9 protein-coding genes and 1 pseudogene are annotated in these 16,055 nt (G+C 75.3%); 5 read left to right on the top strand and 5 right to left on the bottom strand.

From position 1 onward, the window contains the following. Positions 1–3 precede the first annotated feature (3 nt). From lhgO to ACZ6ZR_RS28185, 3 genes are all read right to left on the bottom strand, one after another. A complete protein-coding gene (gene lhgO / locus ACZ6ZR_RS28195; RefSeq protein ID WP_465646959.1) occupies positions 4–1,206 on the bottom strand; it encodes an L-2-hydroxyglutarate oxidase in 1,203 nt (400 codons plus the stop codon). 44 nt (positions 1,207–1,250) lie between these two features. After that, a complete protein-coding gene (locus tag ACZ6ZR_RS28190) occupies positions 1,251–2,822 on the bottom strand; it encodes a TROVE domain-containing protein (protein WP_465646957.1) in 1,572 nt (523 codons plus the stop codon). Positions 2,823–3,068: 246 nt separating this feature from the next. Continuing rightward, positions 3,069–4,490: an MFS transporter gene (locus tag ACZ6ZR_RS28185; protein ID WP_380150558.1), complete on the bottom strand. Its 1,422-nt coding sequence runs from the start codon at positions 4,488–4,490 to the stop codon at positions 3,069–3,071. A gap of 832 nt (positions 4,491–5,322) precedes the next feature. Between ACZ6ZR_RS28185 and ACZ6ZR_RS28180 the strand changes: the two genes are divergently transcribed. The 3 genes from ACZ6ZR_RS28180 (at position 5,323) to ACZ6ZR_RS28170 (ending at position 9,011) form a co-directional block, all read left to right on the top strand. Continuing rightward, the gene (locus ACZ6ZR_RS28180) at positions 5,323–7,443 is read left to right on the top strand and encodes an asparagine synthase-related protein (RefSeq protein WP_465646955.1); all 2,121 of its coding nucleotides are present in this window, start codon (positions 5,323–5,325) and stop codon (positions 7,441–7,443) included. A 242-nt stretch (positions 7,444–7,685) separates the two neighbouring features. Further along, positions 7,686–8,204 (top strand): universal stress protein, encoded by a 519-nt coding sequence (locus tag ACZ6ZR_RS28175; RefSeq protein ID WP_465646953.1) that lies wholly within the window; start codon positions 7,686–7,688, stop codon positions 8,202–8,204. Positions 8,205–8,321: 117 nt separating this feature from the next. Further along, a complete protein-coding gene (locus tag ACZ6ZR_RS28170; RefSeq protein WP_465646951.1) occupies positions 8,322–9,011 on the top strand; it encodes a DsbA family oxidoreductase in 690 nt (229 codons plus the stop codon). Between the two features lie 33 nt (positions 9,012–9,044). On the opposite strand, the gene ACZ6ZR_RS28165 is transcribed toward ACZ6ZR_RS28170, so the two are convergent. Then, the gene (locus ACZ6ZR_RS28165; protein ID WP_465646949.1) at positions 9,045–11,141 is read right to left on the bottom strand and encodes a sigma-70 family RNA polymerase sigma factor; all 2,097 of its coding nucleotides are present in this window, start codon (positions 11,139–11,141) and stop codon (positions 9,045–9,047) included. A 281-nt stretch (positions 11,142–11,422) separates the two neighbouring features. Continuing rightward, a complete protein-coding gene (locus ACZ6ZR_RS28160) occupies positions 11,423–12,256 on the bottom strand; it encodes a TetR/AcrR family transcriptional regulator (RefSeq protein ID WP_465646947.1) in 834 nt (277 codons plus the stop codon). A gap of 422 nt (positions 12,257–12,678) precedes the next feature. Here ACZ6ZR_RS28160 and ACZ6ZR_RS28155 point away from each other — a divergent pair, with 422 nt between their 5' ends. Together ACZ6ZR_RS28155 and ACZ6ZR_RS28150 are read left to right on the top strand one after the other, a co-directional pair. Next, positions 12,679–14,025 (top strand): NAD(P)/FAD-dependent oxidoreductase, encoded by a 1,347-nt coding sequence (locus ACZ6ZR_RS28155; protein WP_465647073.1) that lies wholly within the window; start codon positions 12,679–12,681, stop codon positions 14,023–14,025. 232 nt (positions 14,026–14,257) lie between these two features. Continuing rightward, positions 14,258–15,628: pseudogene (locus ACZ6ZR_RS28150) on the top strand (PP2C family protein-serine/threonine phosphatase); the annotation flags it as partial. Positions 15,629–16,055: the final 427 nt, after the last annotated feature.

Genomic DNA, 16,055 nt, shown 5'->3' with positions numbered 1-16,055 from the left:
GCGTCAGCCCAGTGCGGACAGTGCCCGTGCGGCGATTTCGCGGCCGATGGGGAGCGAAGCGGTCGCAGCCGGGGAGGGGGCGTTCAGGACGTGGACGGTGCGGCTGGAGCCGGCGAAGGCGAAGTCGTCGAGGAGGGTGCCGTCCGGGGCGACGGCCTGGGCGCGGACACCGGCGGTGGCGGGGACCAGGTCGGCGGCGGTGACGGCGGGGAGGAGCCGCTGCACGGCGGTGGTGAAGGCGCGCTTGGAGAGGGAGCGGTGGAGCTCGCCGAGTTCGTAGCGCCAGTGCCGTCGGGCGATCTTCCAGGTGCCGGGGAAGCGGGCCGTCTCGGCTAGGTCGGGGAGGCTGACGGTGCGCCAGTCGTAGCCCTCGCGGGCCAGCGCCGGGACGGCGTTCGGGCCGACGTGGACGTCCCCGTGGACGCCCCGGGTCAGGTGGACGCCGAGGAAGGGGAAGGCCGGGTCCGGCACCGGGTAGACCAGCCCCCGGACCAACGACCGCCGCTGCTCGGTGAGTTCGTAGTACTCGCCGCGGAACGGCACGATCCGCACCCCGGGGTCGTCCCCGGCCAGCCGGGCGATCCGGTCGCTGTGCAGGCCGGCGCAGTTGACCAGCACCTCGCAGTGCAGCTCTCGCCCGCCCGCGTGCAGGGTGAGGCCGTCGGCCCGGCGGTGCACCAGGGTGAGCGGGGTGGAGGTGAGCAGCTCGGCCCCGGCCTTGGCGGCCAGTTCGGCGTAGCGGCGGGCGACGGCGGGGAAGTCGCAGATGCCGGTGGTGCCGATGTGCAGCCCGGCCAGGCCGGTGACCTCGGGCTCGTGCTCCGCGATGCCGGCCCGGTCGAGCTCGGTGACGGGGATGCCGTTGGCCCGGCCGCGTTCGGCCAGGGCGGCCAGCCGGGGGAGTTCGTCGGCCCGGGTGGCGACGATCAGCTTGCCGGTGACCTCGTGCGCGATGCCCTGCTCGCGGCAGAACTCCACCATCGCGCTCGCGCCCTCGGTGGCGTAACGGGCCTTCAGGGAGCCGGGCTTGTAGTAGACGCCGCTGTGGATGACGCCGCTGTTGCGCCCGGTCTGGTGGGCGGCGAACTCCGGCTCCTTCTCCAGCAGCGCGACCCGCACGCCCGGCCGGGCGACGGTCAGCGCGTACGCGGTGGAGAGCCCGACGATTCCCCCGCCCACCACCACGACGTCGTACTTCTCGCTCATGAACCCGCCCCTCGGTCCCGGCCCGTTGCCGACGAGCAGTCAACCTACTCCCAGGGCCAGCCGGTGTCCTGGCCTCGCTCCAAGAGCGGGATCAGCCGGAAGGCGGAGTCGCCGAGGCCGCCGAAGACGTGCCGGGCGGCGCCGCCCGAGGGGCCGTGACCGGTGGCGTAGCCGGCCAGGTTCCAGGTGTAGACCGGGACTTCGGCCGGGACGGGGGCGAGTGCGTTGCCGGGGGCGGCCTGTTCGTCGGTGATGATCACCACCCGGTCGTGGCCCCGGTAGGTGTCCCGGACGGCCGCCGCGGTCTCGGTGCCGCCGAGCCAGCCGAAGTGCTCCAGGATGCCGAGCACCCCCTCGCCGGGGGCGTACTCGATCCGCTGGTGGCCGGAGCCGAACTCGACCAGGTCGGCCTGCTCGGCGCGGAGCGCCAGGGCGCTGCCGAACAGCGCGGCGGAGTCGGCCCGGTTGAGCTCGGTCCGCTCGCTGAACCGGTCGAACATCGAACCCGAGCGGTCCACCAGGACCAGCGTCCGGCCGGGCAGCGCGGGCACATTGGCCAGCGAGTGGCCGAGCGCGGTCTCCAGCGCGGCGCCCCAGCGGAGCTTCGAGGCGGTGCGGTGGGCGGCCAGGTAGCGGAACGGGAACTGCCGGGAGCGCCGCACCTCCACCGGGTCGGAGATCCGCCGGGCGACCTCGGCGGCCGCCTGCTCGCCGATGCCGGCCCGGTCGAAGTTGCGCAGGTTCCGCACCAGGGCCATCGGCCCCATGGACGGGATGACGGCCTCCCAGACCGCCGCGTCCAGCGGGCCCTGCAGCCAGCCGGCCAGCGCCTCCCAGGTCATCCCGGCGGCGGTCAGCCGCTCGGCCCCGCCGGGAGCGGTCACCAGGGCACGCCGCTGCTCCACCGGAACGGCCGTCAACTCGTGGTGGCTACGCAGCAGTTCGTCTCCGGCGGGCGGCTCGGCGGTCTCCGGGTGGTGCCGCCGGTCCAGCGCGAAGCGGAACAGTCCGGACTGCCCGGGCCGGTCCGGATCGGGCGTGGGGTGGGTCAACTCCAGGACGTCGCCGAAGCGGTAGCCCTTGCTGGCGGTGTCGTACTTGAGCAGGGCCGGGGCGGTGTAGAGGCGGCGGACGGCGTCGGCCACGCCGCGCTTCAGCGGCTTGGGCAGCGCCCGGCCGTAGCGGGAGGTCCAGTACGCCAGCAGCTCGCCCGGCTCGTCCGCCCGGCGCAGCACGGTTTCGACCACCTGCCGGGAGTAGCCGGGCGCCCCGGCGTCAAGCCGAGCCCGGGTGAACTCGGCCGCGCCGACCAGGGCGGCGGTCCGCAGCCCGGCGCCGTAGCGGAGCCAGCGGAGCAGGGCGAGGGTCCACTCCGGGTCGGAGACCGCCAGCTGACGGACCAGCAGGGAGTAGCGGTCGTCCCGGTCGGCGGCCTGCTCGTAGAAGGAGCGCTGGCCGACCAGGTTGGCCACCGCGAGCAGGAAGAGCTCGGAGCGGGCGTCCCGGAGGTGGCCGGTGCCGCTGTTGTGATTGGCCGTCAGCTGCCCGGTCGTGGTCACCGGCGAGGCCGGACCGCGGGGCGGCGCCGGAGGCCGCCGGAGGTTGAACCGGGACATGCTGGACTTCCCTCACTGGCCGGAGACGGAAACACGTCGGGGCGCCCGGTGCGGGCACCCCGACGTGACGAGAGCGTCCAGAGGACAAGAGCGGCGGAGGCATAGCCTGATGCTCTACCTACTGAGCTACACCGCCGGAGCGGCAGCGGGACTCGAACCCGCGCCCATCAGATCCGAAGTAGCCCCCACCTGCGCACCTGGACGAGGACGAGACTAGCCGGGCGCCCGAGGTGGGGGCATCCGGATTTACGCGGGGGCGACCAGCATCAGGCGGGCCCGTTCGGTGAGCTCGCGGACCCGGCGTTCCTCCTGGTGCGGCTCCAGACGGCGGAGCAGCTCCAGGACGTACTCCCGGCTGCGCTGGGAGGAGATCCGGCCGGCCACGTCGACCGCGCGCTCGCCCGCGGCCACCGCCGCGTCCAGGTCGCCGGCCTCGGCCTCGGCCATCGCGGAGACGATCAGGCGTAAGCCGTGCGAGCGGACGAACCCCTCGGTCGGCCGGGCCAGCGCCTCCCGGGTGAACTGGCGGACCTTGGACAGCTCCCCGAGGTCCCGGAAGCACTCGGCGGCGTCGGCGGCCAGCCGGTCGTAGGCGTAGAAGTCGATCCAGGCCGGATCGGAGTCGCCCGCCCGCGCGCGCTCCAGGGCGCTCTCGGCGGCGGAGAGCGCCCCGGCGCAGGCGGCCGCGTTCCCGTTACGGGCGTGGGCGCGGGCCTCCACCAGGTGGAAGAAGCTCATGGTGCGCGCGGTGGCCAGCCCCCGGTTGCGCTCCAGCGCGGCCTGGGCGAGGTCCACGGCCTCCTCGGCGAAGCCGCGGTAACAGGCCTGGAGGCTCATCGAGGCCAGCACGTAGCCGCCGAGCGGTACGTCGGCGGCGGCCCGGGCCAGCCGCAGCGCCTGGATGTAGTACCGCTGGGCAGCCTCGTGCTGGCCGGTGTCGAAGGCCATCCACCCGGCCAGCCGGGTCAGTTCGGCCGTCGCGCCGAACAGCGCCCGGCCCACCGCGTCGCTGTACGAGCCGAGCAGCAGCGGCGCCGCCTCCACCCGCAGGCACTCCGGCACCATCGAGGAACGCCAGTCCCCGCCGCCGTACTTGGAGTCCCAGCGCCGGGCCTCCTGGGCCGCCTCGCGCAGCTTGGCCGCGTCCGAGTGCCCCACCCGGTACCCGGACGGATCGGCCACCCCGGCCTCCCGGGCCACCGAACCGTCGGCCGGGGTGATCAGCCAGCGGGAGACCGGCGTCGCGTACGCCGAGACCGAGAAGGTCCCGGCCAGGCTGTCGCTCCACCGCCCGCCACCGGGGCCCCGGCGCAGCTCCAGGTCCACCCGCCACAGGTCGGTCGCCGAGCGGACCGCCTCCGGTACGTCACGCGGGAACGCCAGGCCGAGCTCCGGCGCCGGGTCGGTGTCGCCCAGCCCGATCTCGTCCAGCGGCACCGGACGGCCCAGCTTGGAGCCGATCGCGGTGGCGATCAGGTGCGGCACCGGACCCTGCGGGATCATGCCCTTGCTGACCCAGCGGGCCACCGAGGTCTTGTCGTAACGGAGCGTCAGACCCCGCTGCGCGCCCAGGTCGTTGACCCTTCTGGCGAGGCCGGCATTGCTGATCTGGGCCACGGTGAGGAGCGTGCCGAGCCGTTCGTTCGGCCCTCGTGAACTGGCGGTCATGGTGGCTGCGGCACCCCCTGGCGCGGTGCGGCGGGTCTGCGGATTGAGCGCGCCCGTGCACGGTGGCTTGATCGTGAACGGCGCGGAGGCCGTGGGTGGGTGGCGGATGGGGTGGCGTGCCCGCCGACGGCTTCCGGCGCGAGCCACTGCTTGCACCACCTAGCGTAGTCGTACGGGTTCCGAGGGTTAATAGTCCGGATTCCGGATGGCGGGATCGCGTGCCGCTCTACGGGTCGCGCAGGGGGGTGGTGCGCGGGCGCCGCGGCCTCGCCGGGGTCGCGCCGGACGGGCGTGCTCCGGTCGGGTGCAGACGTGCGCCCGGCTGTGCCCCCTGGCCCGATGGGCTGGTCGGCGATTCGCTGGGTGCTGTGGGTCGGCCCGTCGTCGAGGACCCGGCGGGCCGGGGGACACCTCCGCCAACATCCCCGCGGGCGGGGGTGGGGTCCGGGAGGGCATGCGGATGCCCTCCCGGGCTGGGTGACGCATTTCGGCCATTCCGCGATGCCCATGCCAACACACCCTCCGCACGGGCGGCCCGGGCCCCGGAGGGGAAGGCCCGGTCCGCCCCGTGTGAACCGCGAAGGCCCGGCAGCGCAGCGACCCAGGGGCGCGGGGAACGGCACGTGCTGCAACTGGCTCGCTTGCCCCGATCTCACGCTGGTCCGCCTTCCGTACCCGCGCAGTTCCCCGCGCCCCTGGGGTCGCTGCCCTGGGGTCGGTGCCCTGCGGGCGCGTCGTTCCTGACGGTCTGTCTACTGGCGTAAGTCCCGTGATCCCGTGGGGAGATGGTGGCACGATGGCCTCCGGAGGCTTCGGGCTGGCGGGAGGCGCGATGCGGTGGCTCACGGGGTGGTGCGGGAGCGCGCCCGGGCCGGGGCTGGGCGAGGCGCGCCCGATCGCCGCCACCGTGCTCTGGCCCGGCGTCAGTCCGCTCTGGGCGGTGGGTGACTGGCGCGCGGACGAGATCCGCCTGGTGACGCTGCGCCCCGGGGCCCGGGCCGTGGTCACCACCGGTCCGCCGCCGAGCGGCCCCGCGACGGAGCCGCCCGGCACCGTCCACCTCGCCGTCCTCGGCCGCTGCGGCGCTTCCGACGCCGAACTCGCCGCCGGCCTCGCCACCGCCCGCGGCGGCGCCGTCCGCCACCTCACCACCTGGCCCGGCAGCTACACGGCGGTGCTCCGCACCGGCCCCCGCTCCACCGTGCTGCTCACCGACCTGGCCGGCGTCCTGCCGGTCTTCCAGACCCCGTACGACGGCGGCACCGCCTACGCCACGGCCGCCCTCCCGCTGGCCGACCTGGTGGGGGCCCCGCTCGACACCGGCCACCTCGCGGCCCGGCTGGCCTGCCCGGAGTCGCCCGAGGCGCTCGGCGAGTCCACCCCGTACCGGGGGGTGCGGCGGGTGCCGCCCGGCCATCTGCTCGGTATCCGCAACGGCAGGGCGCACGTCTCCGGTTACGAGCCGGAGCAGAGCGGCGCACCGGCCCAGCGCGAGGAGGCGCCCGCGGTGCGGGAGTTGACCCGCGCGCTGCTGGAGTCGGTCCGCTGCCGGGTCCGCGCCTCCCGGGGCGGTACCGGTCGTCCCCGGCTCGGGGCGGACCTCTCGTACGGCACCGGCTCGGCGACCGTGGCCCTGCTGGCCGCCGCCGTGCCGATCGCCCCGGCCCCTGCTTCGGAGGGCCTCTCGAAGTCCGAGCAGGACGAGGCCCCCGTGCCCAGGAACGGTGCGGTGAAGGGCTCCTGGGCCCGCCCCACGGGCCCCCGGCCGGGTCCGGCCGGGCCCGAACGCCTCACCGCGGTGACCCTCCCCGAGGATGTCCCGCCCGGGGCCGAGCCGGAACTGCCCCGGCTGCGGCGGCTGATGGTCCCCTCACCGCTCCCGTACGCGGAGCTGGCCGGGCTGTCCGGGGCCGGCGGGATGCCGCCCGGGCCGCTCACCGACGAACCCGGCACCGCCCTGGTCGCCGTCGCCCGGCTGGGCCACCGTTTCGAGGCGGGCGGCGCCGACCACCTCACCGGCTACGGCGCCCGCCAGGTGCTGGACGGCCACCCGGCCCGGCTGGCGGACCTGGTCAGGGCCGGCCGGTCCCGGCGGCTGGCCGCCCCGGTCGCCGCCCTGGCCGGGGCCGAACGGGCGGCGGCCACCAGCGCGTTCGGTGGCCTGCGCACGCCCCTCACCGTCTGGCGCGCCGCCCACCGGCTGGCCCGCGCCCGGTATGCGGAGGCCCTGGACGACGCCGCGGTCCGGCTGACGGTCCGTCACCGGGCGGCCGCGGGCGGCCCCGGCGAACGGTCGGCCGCCGAACTGGCCTGGTGCGTCCCCGGCCCGGCCGCCCGCTGGCTCTCCGACGACGCCCTCTCCGCCGTCGCCCTCCGGCTCCGGCTGGCCGCGCGCGGCCCCGCCCCCGTCGAACCGCCCGGCGCCCGCCGGGCCCGGCAGGCCCTGCACCGGCACGCCGCCGAGTACCGCACCCTGCTGCACGCCGCCGAACAGCAGGGCCAGCGCCTGCACGCCCCCTTCCTGGACAACCAGGTGGTCCGGGCCGCCCGCCTGCTCCCCGACGAGACCCGCCTCCAGCCGGGCGCCCGGCACGCCCTGCTCCGCGCCGTCCTGGCCGGCGCCACCCCCACCGACCTGCCCCCCGACTGGGGCCCCCGCCCGGACCGGACCGCCGCCGACCTGGCCGGGCTCCACCTGGCCGCGGACGGCCTCGCCGAACTCTTCCGCGCCCCGCTCCTCGCCGAGGCCGGCCTGATCGACCTCCCCGCCGTCCAGACCGCCCTCGCCACCCTGGGCCCCCGGGCCACCGACCTCCCGCCCGACACCGTCGCCGGCCTCGCCGAACTGGTCTCCACCGAGCTCTGGCTCCGCCGCATCCACGCCCGCCGCCACGGCTCCGCCTGGACCGGCCTCCCCACTCCGACCCGTCCAGCCTTGGCCCGCCCTGCGTGAACGGAAGTGGCTACGCCTCTGGGGGCGCGGGGCTCTGCTGATTTGCGGCTCCGCCGCGCGGGCGCGAGTTCGGAAGGCGGACCAGTGCGAGGTCGGGGCGGGCGAGCCAGTTGCAGGTGCTGCCGTTCCCCTGCGCGCCCGCGCGGCGGAGCCGCAGATCAGCAGAGCCCCGCGCCCCTGGGGTCGCCGCCCTCCGGGCCTGGTTACCAGGCTTTCCCCAGCTGACGGGCCATCATGGGGGAGTGTCGAGCACGGAGAAGGTGACGGACCCCCAGGTGCTGCCGGTGTCCGCGGAGGTGCCCGTCGGTGATCCGCCCGGGGTGCTGGCGGCGTGCGACGGTTCGGACGGCTCCCTCTGGGCGCTCGACCGGGCGATGAGCGAGGCGGAGCTCTTCGGCCTGCCGCTCTACGTCCTGGCGGTGGTGAACCCGTCCCCGACCGGCTACCCGCCGGGGATGATCGAGCTGGTGCAGGAGAGCATCGAGCGGCTCTCGGCCAGCATGGCCGACGGCCTCCGCCGCTCCGTCGCCACCGTCGAGTCCACCCGGGGCCGCCCCTTCCAGGGCCCGCTCGCCCTGCACGTGGTGCTCGGCAACGTCGTCGAGGTGCTGCTCCGCTGTACCCGGGGCCAGCACACCCTGGTGGTCGGCACCCGGGGCAACGGCGGGTTCAGCCGCCTGCTGCTCGGTTCGGTGAGCACCGCCGCCGTCCACCACGCCGCCTGCCCGGTCCTGGTGGTCCCGGCCCCGCCCGCCGCCTGAGCGGTTCAGGCTCCGGTGAGGGCCGTCACAGCTCCGCTCCGTCCGCCCGGGAATCAGGACAGCTTGGTTGATAGTTCACCTTTCCGTCCCCCGAACATCCGGAGCAGCAGGAGAGTCATGAAGGTCGAGATCTGGTCGGACATCGCGTGCCCGTGGTGCTTCGTCGGCAAGCGTCGTTTCGAGCAGGCGCTGGACCGCTTCGAGGGCAAGGACGGTGTCGAGATCGTCTACCGGCCGTACCAGCTGGTGCCGGACGCTCCCGAGACCGCCTCCTCGCACCGCGAGTGGCTGGCCGAGCGCTACGGCCCGCAGTCCGTGGCGATGGACGCCCGGGTGACCGAGCTGGGCAGGACCGAGGGGATCACCTTCGACTTCGCCACCGCGCTGCACGCCAACACCCTGCTCGGTCACCGCCTGCTGCACCTGGCCGAGACCGAGTACGGCCCCGAGGCGCAGGGCGTGCTCAAGGAGGCCCTGCTCAAGGCGCACTTCAGCGACGGCGTGGACATCGGTGACCGCGCGGCGCTCACCGACATCGCGGCCGCCGCCGGTCTGGACCGCGACCGGGTGGCCGCCTACCTGGCCGGGGACGAGGGCGCCGAGGAGGTCCTCGCGCAGATCGCCGAGGGCCGGGAGCTCGGCATCACCGCCGTGCCGACCTTCGTCTTCGAGGGCAAGTGGGCCGTCCAGGGCGGCCAGGAGGCCGAGACCTTCCTGCGCGTCCTGGAGCAGGTCTCCGCCGAGACCGCCGCCGAGCAGCCCGCCGCCGTCGGTGTCTGCGACGACGACGGCAGCTGCGCGATCTGACGACCGCTCAACAGACCCACCCCGACGCCCGGATCAGGTACAGCTGATCCGGGCGTCGGCCCAACTGGCCAGGTCGATCAGGCCCCAGCCGCCGGACTCCGCGCGGGCGACCAGGCGGAACGAGCGCTGCCCGGCGAGGTCGGCGTTCACCGGTACGGCCCGGTCGCCCGGCGCCAGCGGCCCGGACCGCCAGAGCACCGTGCCGTCCCCGCCCTCCACCGAGAGCCGGACCGCGCCGAACCGCAGGCCGGCGTCCTCCAGCCCGGCCGTCGCACGGAACGAGGTGCAGCTCCGGTTCAGGTCCACCGTGATCTGCGCGGGCACCCGGGTGCTCAGCCCGCGCTGGTAGCGGGTGCCGCCGATCCACAGGCCGGTGCGCTGCCAGAGCCAGCCGCCGCCCCGGCGGATCGACGGGGCCGGCGGCACGTCCCGGTGGCCGCCGGGCGGGGTGAACGGCAGGGCGTCGGCCCAGTAGTCGAAGACCGTCGGCCTGGTCGGGGTCGGCGTCGGCACGGGTGTCGGGGTCGGCACCGTCGGCGGGGTGGGCGTCGGAGGCGGGGTGACCACCGGGGGCGCCGGCGGGGTCGGTGTCGGCACCGAGGGGGGCGTCGGGCTGGGCGTGGGGCTCGGAGCCGGCGGAGGGGTCGGGGTCGGGGTCGGCGAGGGCGCCGGCCGCGCCGGAGCAGGCGTGGCTACCGGAACGGGAGCAGCGGGTGCCGGGCGGGCGGGCGTCGGGGTGGGCTCCTCCGGAGGCTCCGGCGTGGGGGTGGGTGTCGGCGGTGCCGGCACCGGCTTGGGCACCACGGGCGCGGGTGCGGCCGGCGGCGGAACGGCGGGTGCGGAGACGGCCGGTGCGGCCGCCGGGTGCCTGGGCTCGGGCGCGCCGGTGAGGGCGTACGCGGCCACCGCCGCCGCGACCACGGCGATCCCGGCCGCGATCCCGGCCTTGGCGGCCGTCCCCAGCCCCTCACCCACGGCGGCGGCACCGCCGCCACCACCACTGCCACCACCGGCGGCGGCGCCCCCGGTCGCGGCCGTCCCGGCCACCACCCCGGCGCCGACCGCGCCGACCCCCACCGCAGCCGCGGCGGCGGTGAAGTACCCGGCCCCGACCCAGACCAGCACACCGCCGGGCAGGACCGCCCGCAGACCGGTGTTGATCTCGGTCAGCTCCAGGTACGCGGCCGTGCAGCGGTCGCACTCCTGGACGTGCCGGCCGACCTCGGCCGAGGCGCGCTTGCGCAGCGAGCCGCGCGCGTAGGCGCCGAGCCGGTTGGCGTAGGCCTCGCAGTCCCGGGCCTGACTGCCCGACACATGGGCCTGGAGGAAGGCGGCGGCGAGCCGGTCCCGGGCCCGGTGGGCCTGGACGGCGGTGGCGTTGGCGGTCTTGCCGAGCATCACCGCGACGGTCTTCGGCGACTCCCGCTCGACCTCGGTGTGCCAGAGCACCACCCGGTCGTCCTCGGGGAGTTCGGCGTAGGCCTGCATCACCATCCGCTGGTCGGCCATCGCCATCGCCCAGGCGTCCGCGCCCGGGTCGGCCAGGTCCAGGTCGATGGTGGCGGCCGAGGTCTTGGCGAACGTGCTGAAGTCGTCGACCAGTTGCTCACGGCGCTCGCTGCGGGCCCAGGCGGCGGCCACGTTGCGCACCGCCGTCAGCAGGTAGGCGCGGACCGCGAACTCCGGCCCCTTGCCCGCCCGCAGCGCCTGCAGGGTGCGGGCGAAGACCTCGCCGGCCAGGTCCTCGGCGGTGAAGCTGTCCCGGCAGCAGGTCCGGGCGTAGCGGCGCACCGAGTCGGCGTGCCGCCGGTAGAGCTCCTCGTACGCGGTGTCGTCCCCGGCCCGCACCATCGCCGTCAACTCGGCGTCGGAGGGCGGTCGTTCACCGTCGACCGGATCGGCCGGGGCGGGCACCACCGGGCGGGCCGGCGGCTCCCCGGGCACGCCCATGAAGGCCTCCGGGGTGACCCCGCCCTGGCCCGCGGCGGCCTGCCCGGGCACCCGGCCCGGCGGCACCGCGGCGGCCCGGCCACCGGGCAGCGACTCGCGGATCGGGGCGCTCGCCTGGTCCGGCACCTGGCCGGGGGCGTCGAGCCCGTGGCCGTGCTCGTTCTGCTCCTCGGCGCTCAACGTGCCTCCCAGCGGGCCGGGGTGCGCCCCCGGACCGTACGACGGACCACGGTGACCGTCCGGCGCACCGAACCGGCGCGGGCCGCGGCCACGGCCGGGCGAACGGCACGCAACGGGACAATGGCTCCAACCACGGCCAAAGAATGGCATAGCGGAGCGGGCACGGGAAGCCGCGCCTGCCCGGACCCACCCGTACGGGCACCGCCGGAGGTCCGGGCCCGGAAGGCCTCCCGGGCCCGGACCCACCGACAGGACACCTGCTCAGTACGGGTGTTGACCGCTCAGCGGGCGCGCAGCCCGTGCAGCAGGATCTGCAACAGCCGCTCCGAAGGAGCGTCCTGGAGTTGACCCTCGCCGGCCCCGCCCTCGGCACCCTCCTCGCGCGCCGCCCTGGCGTGCACCGGCACGGCGGCGGTGAGCACCAGCACCACGTCCGCGACGGTCACCCCCGGACGCAGCTCGCCGGCCGCACCCGCCCGGGCCACCAGCGCGGCCAGCAGGTGGAGCAGCTGACGCGGGTCCGCGTCCCCGGCCGGCTCCGCCGTCCGGTGTGCGGACTGCTGCTCCGTCAGCTGTGCCCCGGGCTCCTCGGAGCGCCGCAGCTGCTCGGGCACCTGCGGCTCCGCCGCGTCCCGGAAGGTGGCCAGCTCCTCCGCGTAGCGGAACGCCGAGGGCGGCAGCAGCCGCCCGGCGCCGGAGCCGACCGCCCGGGAGAGGTACCCGGCCAGCGCCTCCCACGGGCCGGAGCCGCCGTACAGCGACTCCTTGGCCTGCGCGGTCAGCCAGGCCACCTCCTCGGCGGCGATCCGCTGGACCAGCACCTCCTTGCTCGGGAAGCGCCGGTACACGGTGCCCACGCCGACCCCGGCGCGACGGGCGACCTCCTCCATCGGGGCCCCGTAGCCGAGCTCGCCGAAGACCTGGCGGGCGGCACGCAGCACGCTCTCCAGGTTCCGCCGGGCGTCCACCCGCAGCCGGGCCGCGCCCGAGGGCTCGTCGGGCGCGGTGTAGCTCTCCCGGGCGCCCGGGCCCCGCTGCTCCGGCACCACCCCGGTCGTGTTCCGCTCGGCCTGTAGTGGCACGGGCATCCCCAGCAGTTGTTCCTGATCAGTCATGACAACCTCCCCCGAAGGCGCCCGGACGGGCGCCACACAGTCCGGCCGCTCGGGCACCCCCCAGGTGCACGGCGGTGCCCGAGCAGGACGGTGCCGCCCCGGATCGGGCGGACTTCCGCACCAACCTTCCCCGGTCGGGCCCACTGCAGTCGGACAGCTCCACGGGACCGGCACCTTGCCCGGCCCAACGCACAATCCGACCATAGTTCAAGGAAGTTCGCGGCAGAAGTGGACCTAAAGGCCCGGACGACGGCAAATCCCGGCCACCTGGGGTCCACCTGACGGTCCACTCTTCGGCCGGTTTCCACCACCCGATCCGGTACGGCCTGTGGACAAGACACCACCCGACAGGGCGTCATGGAGGACGCGACCGGGCGGGCCCCGGCCGTCGACCCGCGCTCACCCCGGAAAGAGGTGGCCCCATCAGGATCCTGATCGTCGGCGGCGGCTGCGCCGGAACCGCCACCGCGCTGCGCCTGCAACAGCTGCTCAAGGCCGAACTCCGGGACGGCCGGGCCGAGATCACTCTGGTGGAGCCCCGGCCCTACCTCACCTACCAGCCGCTGCTGGCCGAGGTCGCGGCCGGCTCGGTCGACCCCCGCCACGTGGTGGTCCCGCTGCGCCGCCTGCTGACGGAGTGCCGGGTGCTCACCGCCCGGGTGGTCCGGATCGAGCACGCCGAGCGCCGGGTCACGCTCACCCCCGTGGACCGGGACGGCGCCGTCGAGCTCACCGAACTCCCGTACGACGTCCTGGTGGTGGCCCCCGGCTCGGTCTCCCGCACCGCCCCCGTGCCCGGCCTCGCCGAGCACGGCCTCGGCTTCGCCACCGTCGGCGAGGCGGTCGCCCTGCGCAACCACGTGCTGGAACAGCTCGACCTGGCCTCCACGACGCGGGACCCGGAGCTCCGCCAGTCCGCCCTGACCTTCGTCTTCGTCGGCGCCGGCTACGCCGGGGTCGGCGCCCTGGCCGAACTGGAGGACATGGCCCGGTACGCCGCCAAGGGCTACCACAACCTCCAGCCCGAGGACCTGCGCTGGGTCCTGGTCGAGGCCCGCGACCGGATCCTCCCCGAGGAGCCGCCCGAGCTCGCCGAGCACACCGTGGCCGAACTGCGCGAGCGCTCCATCGACGTCCGGCTCTCCACCACCCTGGACTCCGCCGCCGACGGCCTGATGGCCCTCTCCGACGGCAGTCGCTTCCGCGCCCGCACCCTGGTCTGGACGGCCGGCGTCCGCCCCGCGCCGCTGCTGCGCGACTCCGACCTCCCGCTCGACCGGCACGGCCGGGTGCGCTGCCTGCCCACCCTCCAGGCCGCCGGACCTGACGGAGTCGCGGTGGATGCGCTCTGGGCCGCCGGCGACTGCGCCTCCGTCCCCGACCCCACCGCACCCGAGCGCCTCGGCCACCCCGCCTACTGCGCCCCCAACGCCCAGCACGCCTTCGCCCAGGCCACCCTGCTGGCCGAGAACCTGGCCGCCGCCCTGACGGACCGTCCCCTGACGCCCTACCAGCCGGGCCGGGTCAGCTGCTCCACCTCGCTCGGCCTGCGCCGCGCGGTCGCCCACACCAGCCGGGGCGGCCGGCTCACCGGCCGCCGCGCCTGGTGGCTGCACCGCGCCCGCCACCTGCGCGGACTGCCCAGCGCCGAACGGCGGATAAGGGTGCTCACCGGCTGGCTGCTCGGCGGCCTGTTCAGCCGCGAAGTGGTCGCGCTGGGCGCCGTCGAACACCCGCGCTCGGAGTTCGAAGCGGGCTTCAAGCCGTGACCGGGACGGACCGGCCCGGGGCGGATCCTGCCGCAGTGCGTCCCACAAGATGGGACGAAACACCCCGAAATGGTCGTACGACTTCCGGAATCGCACCCCGGCCTGACAGGATCAGCCCGTCCGGACCATCACGCCGAGTGGCCTGCCGAGCACACGATGTGATGATCCGTCAGAAACTCGCCCGGGGACTCGCGGACCCGCCGAGCTGGTCCCCCGAAGGAACGGCCCTCGCTTGAACCTCATGCGCTGGAGCGCCAGGCTCACCGGAGCAGCCTGGCGCCCCGCCCCGCCCCCCGCGCCCGGCGAGCCGGTCAACCTGCCCGCCCCGCGCGAGCCCGGCGTGCCCGGCGCCCTGCTCGACCTCCGCGAGATCCACGAGCTCTACGACCTGCGGAACGTCCTCGGCCGCCTCCCCGCCCCGGTCGCCGTCACCTACGGCCCCCTCCACCAGCTCGGCTACGCCAACCGCGCCTACCGCGACCTCTTCGGCGACCGCCCGCCCGGCCTCCCCGCGGTCGAGGCCCTCCCCGAACTCGCCGGCCTCGGCGTTCTCCCTCTGATGGACCAGGCCCTGCGCAGCGGCCGCCCGCGCAGCGTCAAGGCCCGCCGGATCATCGGCCTCGACGGCAGCCGCTACTACAACGTCTCCTGCGTCCCGCTCGGCAGCGAGGGCGGCACCGACCCGGCGGCCGCCGCCGCCGCGGCCTCGGCCGCCCTGGTCGGCGCCGGCCCGGCACCCCTCGCCCCGAGCGAAGGCCATGGCCCCGGCCCCGGCTCCGGTTCCGGCTCCGGTTCTCACGACGACGTGGTCCGCCACCCCGTCGGCGTCCTGGTCTACGCAGCCGAGGTCACCGACCAGGTCCTCGCCGCCACCCGCCTGCGCGAGGCCGAGAGCCGCCAGCGCGAAGCCGCCGTCACCCTCCAGCGCAGCCTCCTCCCGCAGAAGCTCGAACAGCCCGCCGGCCTCACCGTCGCCGCCACCTACCAACCCGGCGGCGCCGAAGCCGCCGTCGGCGGCGACTGGTACGACGTCATCGGCCTCGGCGGCGGCCGCACCGCCCTGGTCATCGGCGACGTCATGGGCCGCGGCCTGCGCGCCGCCGCCGTGATGGGCCAGCTCCGCACCGCCGTCCGCGCCTACGCCCGCCTCGACCTCCCCCCGCACGAGGTGATGACCCTCCTCGACGGCCTCGCCATGGAGATCGACGCCAACCAGATCGCCACCTGCACCTACGCCGTCTGGGACCAGGCCCCCGCCACCCTCGTCTACGCCTCCGCCGGCCACCTCCCCCTCCTGCTCCGCGGCCCCGACGGCACCGTCCTCAGAGGAGAGGAGCAGAACGGCCCCCCACTCGGCACCGGAGGCGGCACCCACCTCTCCCACACCCTCCGCCTCCTCCCCGGCACCACCGGCGTCCTCTACACCGACGGCCTGGTCGAACGCCGCGACGAGGACATCGACCACGGCATCGACCAACTGGCCCACACCCTGGCCGGCGCCATCGGCAGCCCCGAGGTGGTCTGCGCCCGCCTGCTCCGCACCATGGGCGTCACCACCGACCACTACGACGACGTCGCGGTCCTCGCCTTCCAGGTCCCGGCGGACCGCCCGGTCCCGGATTGACGTCGCCCCGGCAGAGGTCTAGTGTTCTCCGAGCTGCCTGACAGGGAGAACCGGACGCGCGCTCTGCACGGACGGTCCCGGGGTAGCCGATCTCCTGAATCACCACTTCTCATTTCGAGCTGAGTCGCGCCTTGTCGCGGGTCAGTGCGAATTGTCGTGCGCGAATTCGGAAGATCGGGCCGGATTCGCTTTATGGAGCGGGGATCGGCTAAAGTTTGGAACGTCGGACGGGCCGTCAGGTCGCGGAAGACACAAGCGAGTTGGATGAACGAAGCGCCGAAAACGGAGCGGAAAACATCTGGTAAGCTAAGAACACGAAAGAACGAAGCGCCCGGAGGGCCCGCTGGAAGGCGGCCTGAAGGAAGTGACCGTTCCTTGAGAACTCAACAGCGTGCCAAAAGTCAAC

Source organism: Kitasatospora sp. NPDC088742, assembly GCF_055584905.1.
Note: the sequence above shows the minus strand (reverse complement) of the source record. Positions and strands in the feature narration are given on the sequence as shown.

Excerpts from the sequence above, each read along its gene's own strand:
- ACZ6ZR_RS28160 (WP_465646947.1), bottom strand. The coding sequence starts at position 12,256 with ATGACTGATCAGGAACAACTGCTGGGGATGCCCGTGCCACTACAGGCC.
- ACZ6ZR_RS28190 (WP_465646957.1), bottom strand. The coding sequence starts at position 2,822 with ATGTCCCGGTTCAACCTCCGGCGGCCTCCGGCGCCGCCCCGCGGTCCG.
- ACZ6ZR_RS28185 (WP_380150558.1), bottom strand. The coding sequence starts at position 4,490 with ATGACCGCCAGTTCACGAGGGCCGAACGAACGGCTCGGCACGCTCCTC.
- ACZ6ZR_RS28170 (WP_465646951.1), top strand. The coding sequence starts at position 8,322 with ATGAAGGTCGAGATCTGGTCGGACATCGCGTGCCCGTGGTGCTTCGTC.
- lhgO (WP_465646959.1), bottom strand. The coding sequence starts at position 1,206 with ATGAGCGAGAAGTACGACGTCGTGGTGGTGGGCGGGGGAATCGTCGGG.
- ACZ6ZR_RS28180 (WP_465646955.1), top strand. The coding sequence starts at position 5,323 with ATGCGGTGGCTCACGGGGTGGTGCGGGAGCGCGCCCGGGCCGGGGCTG.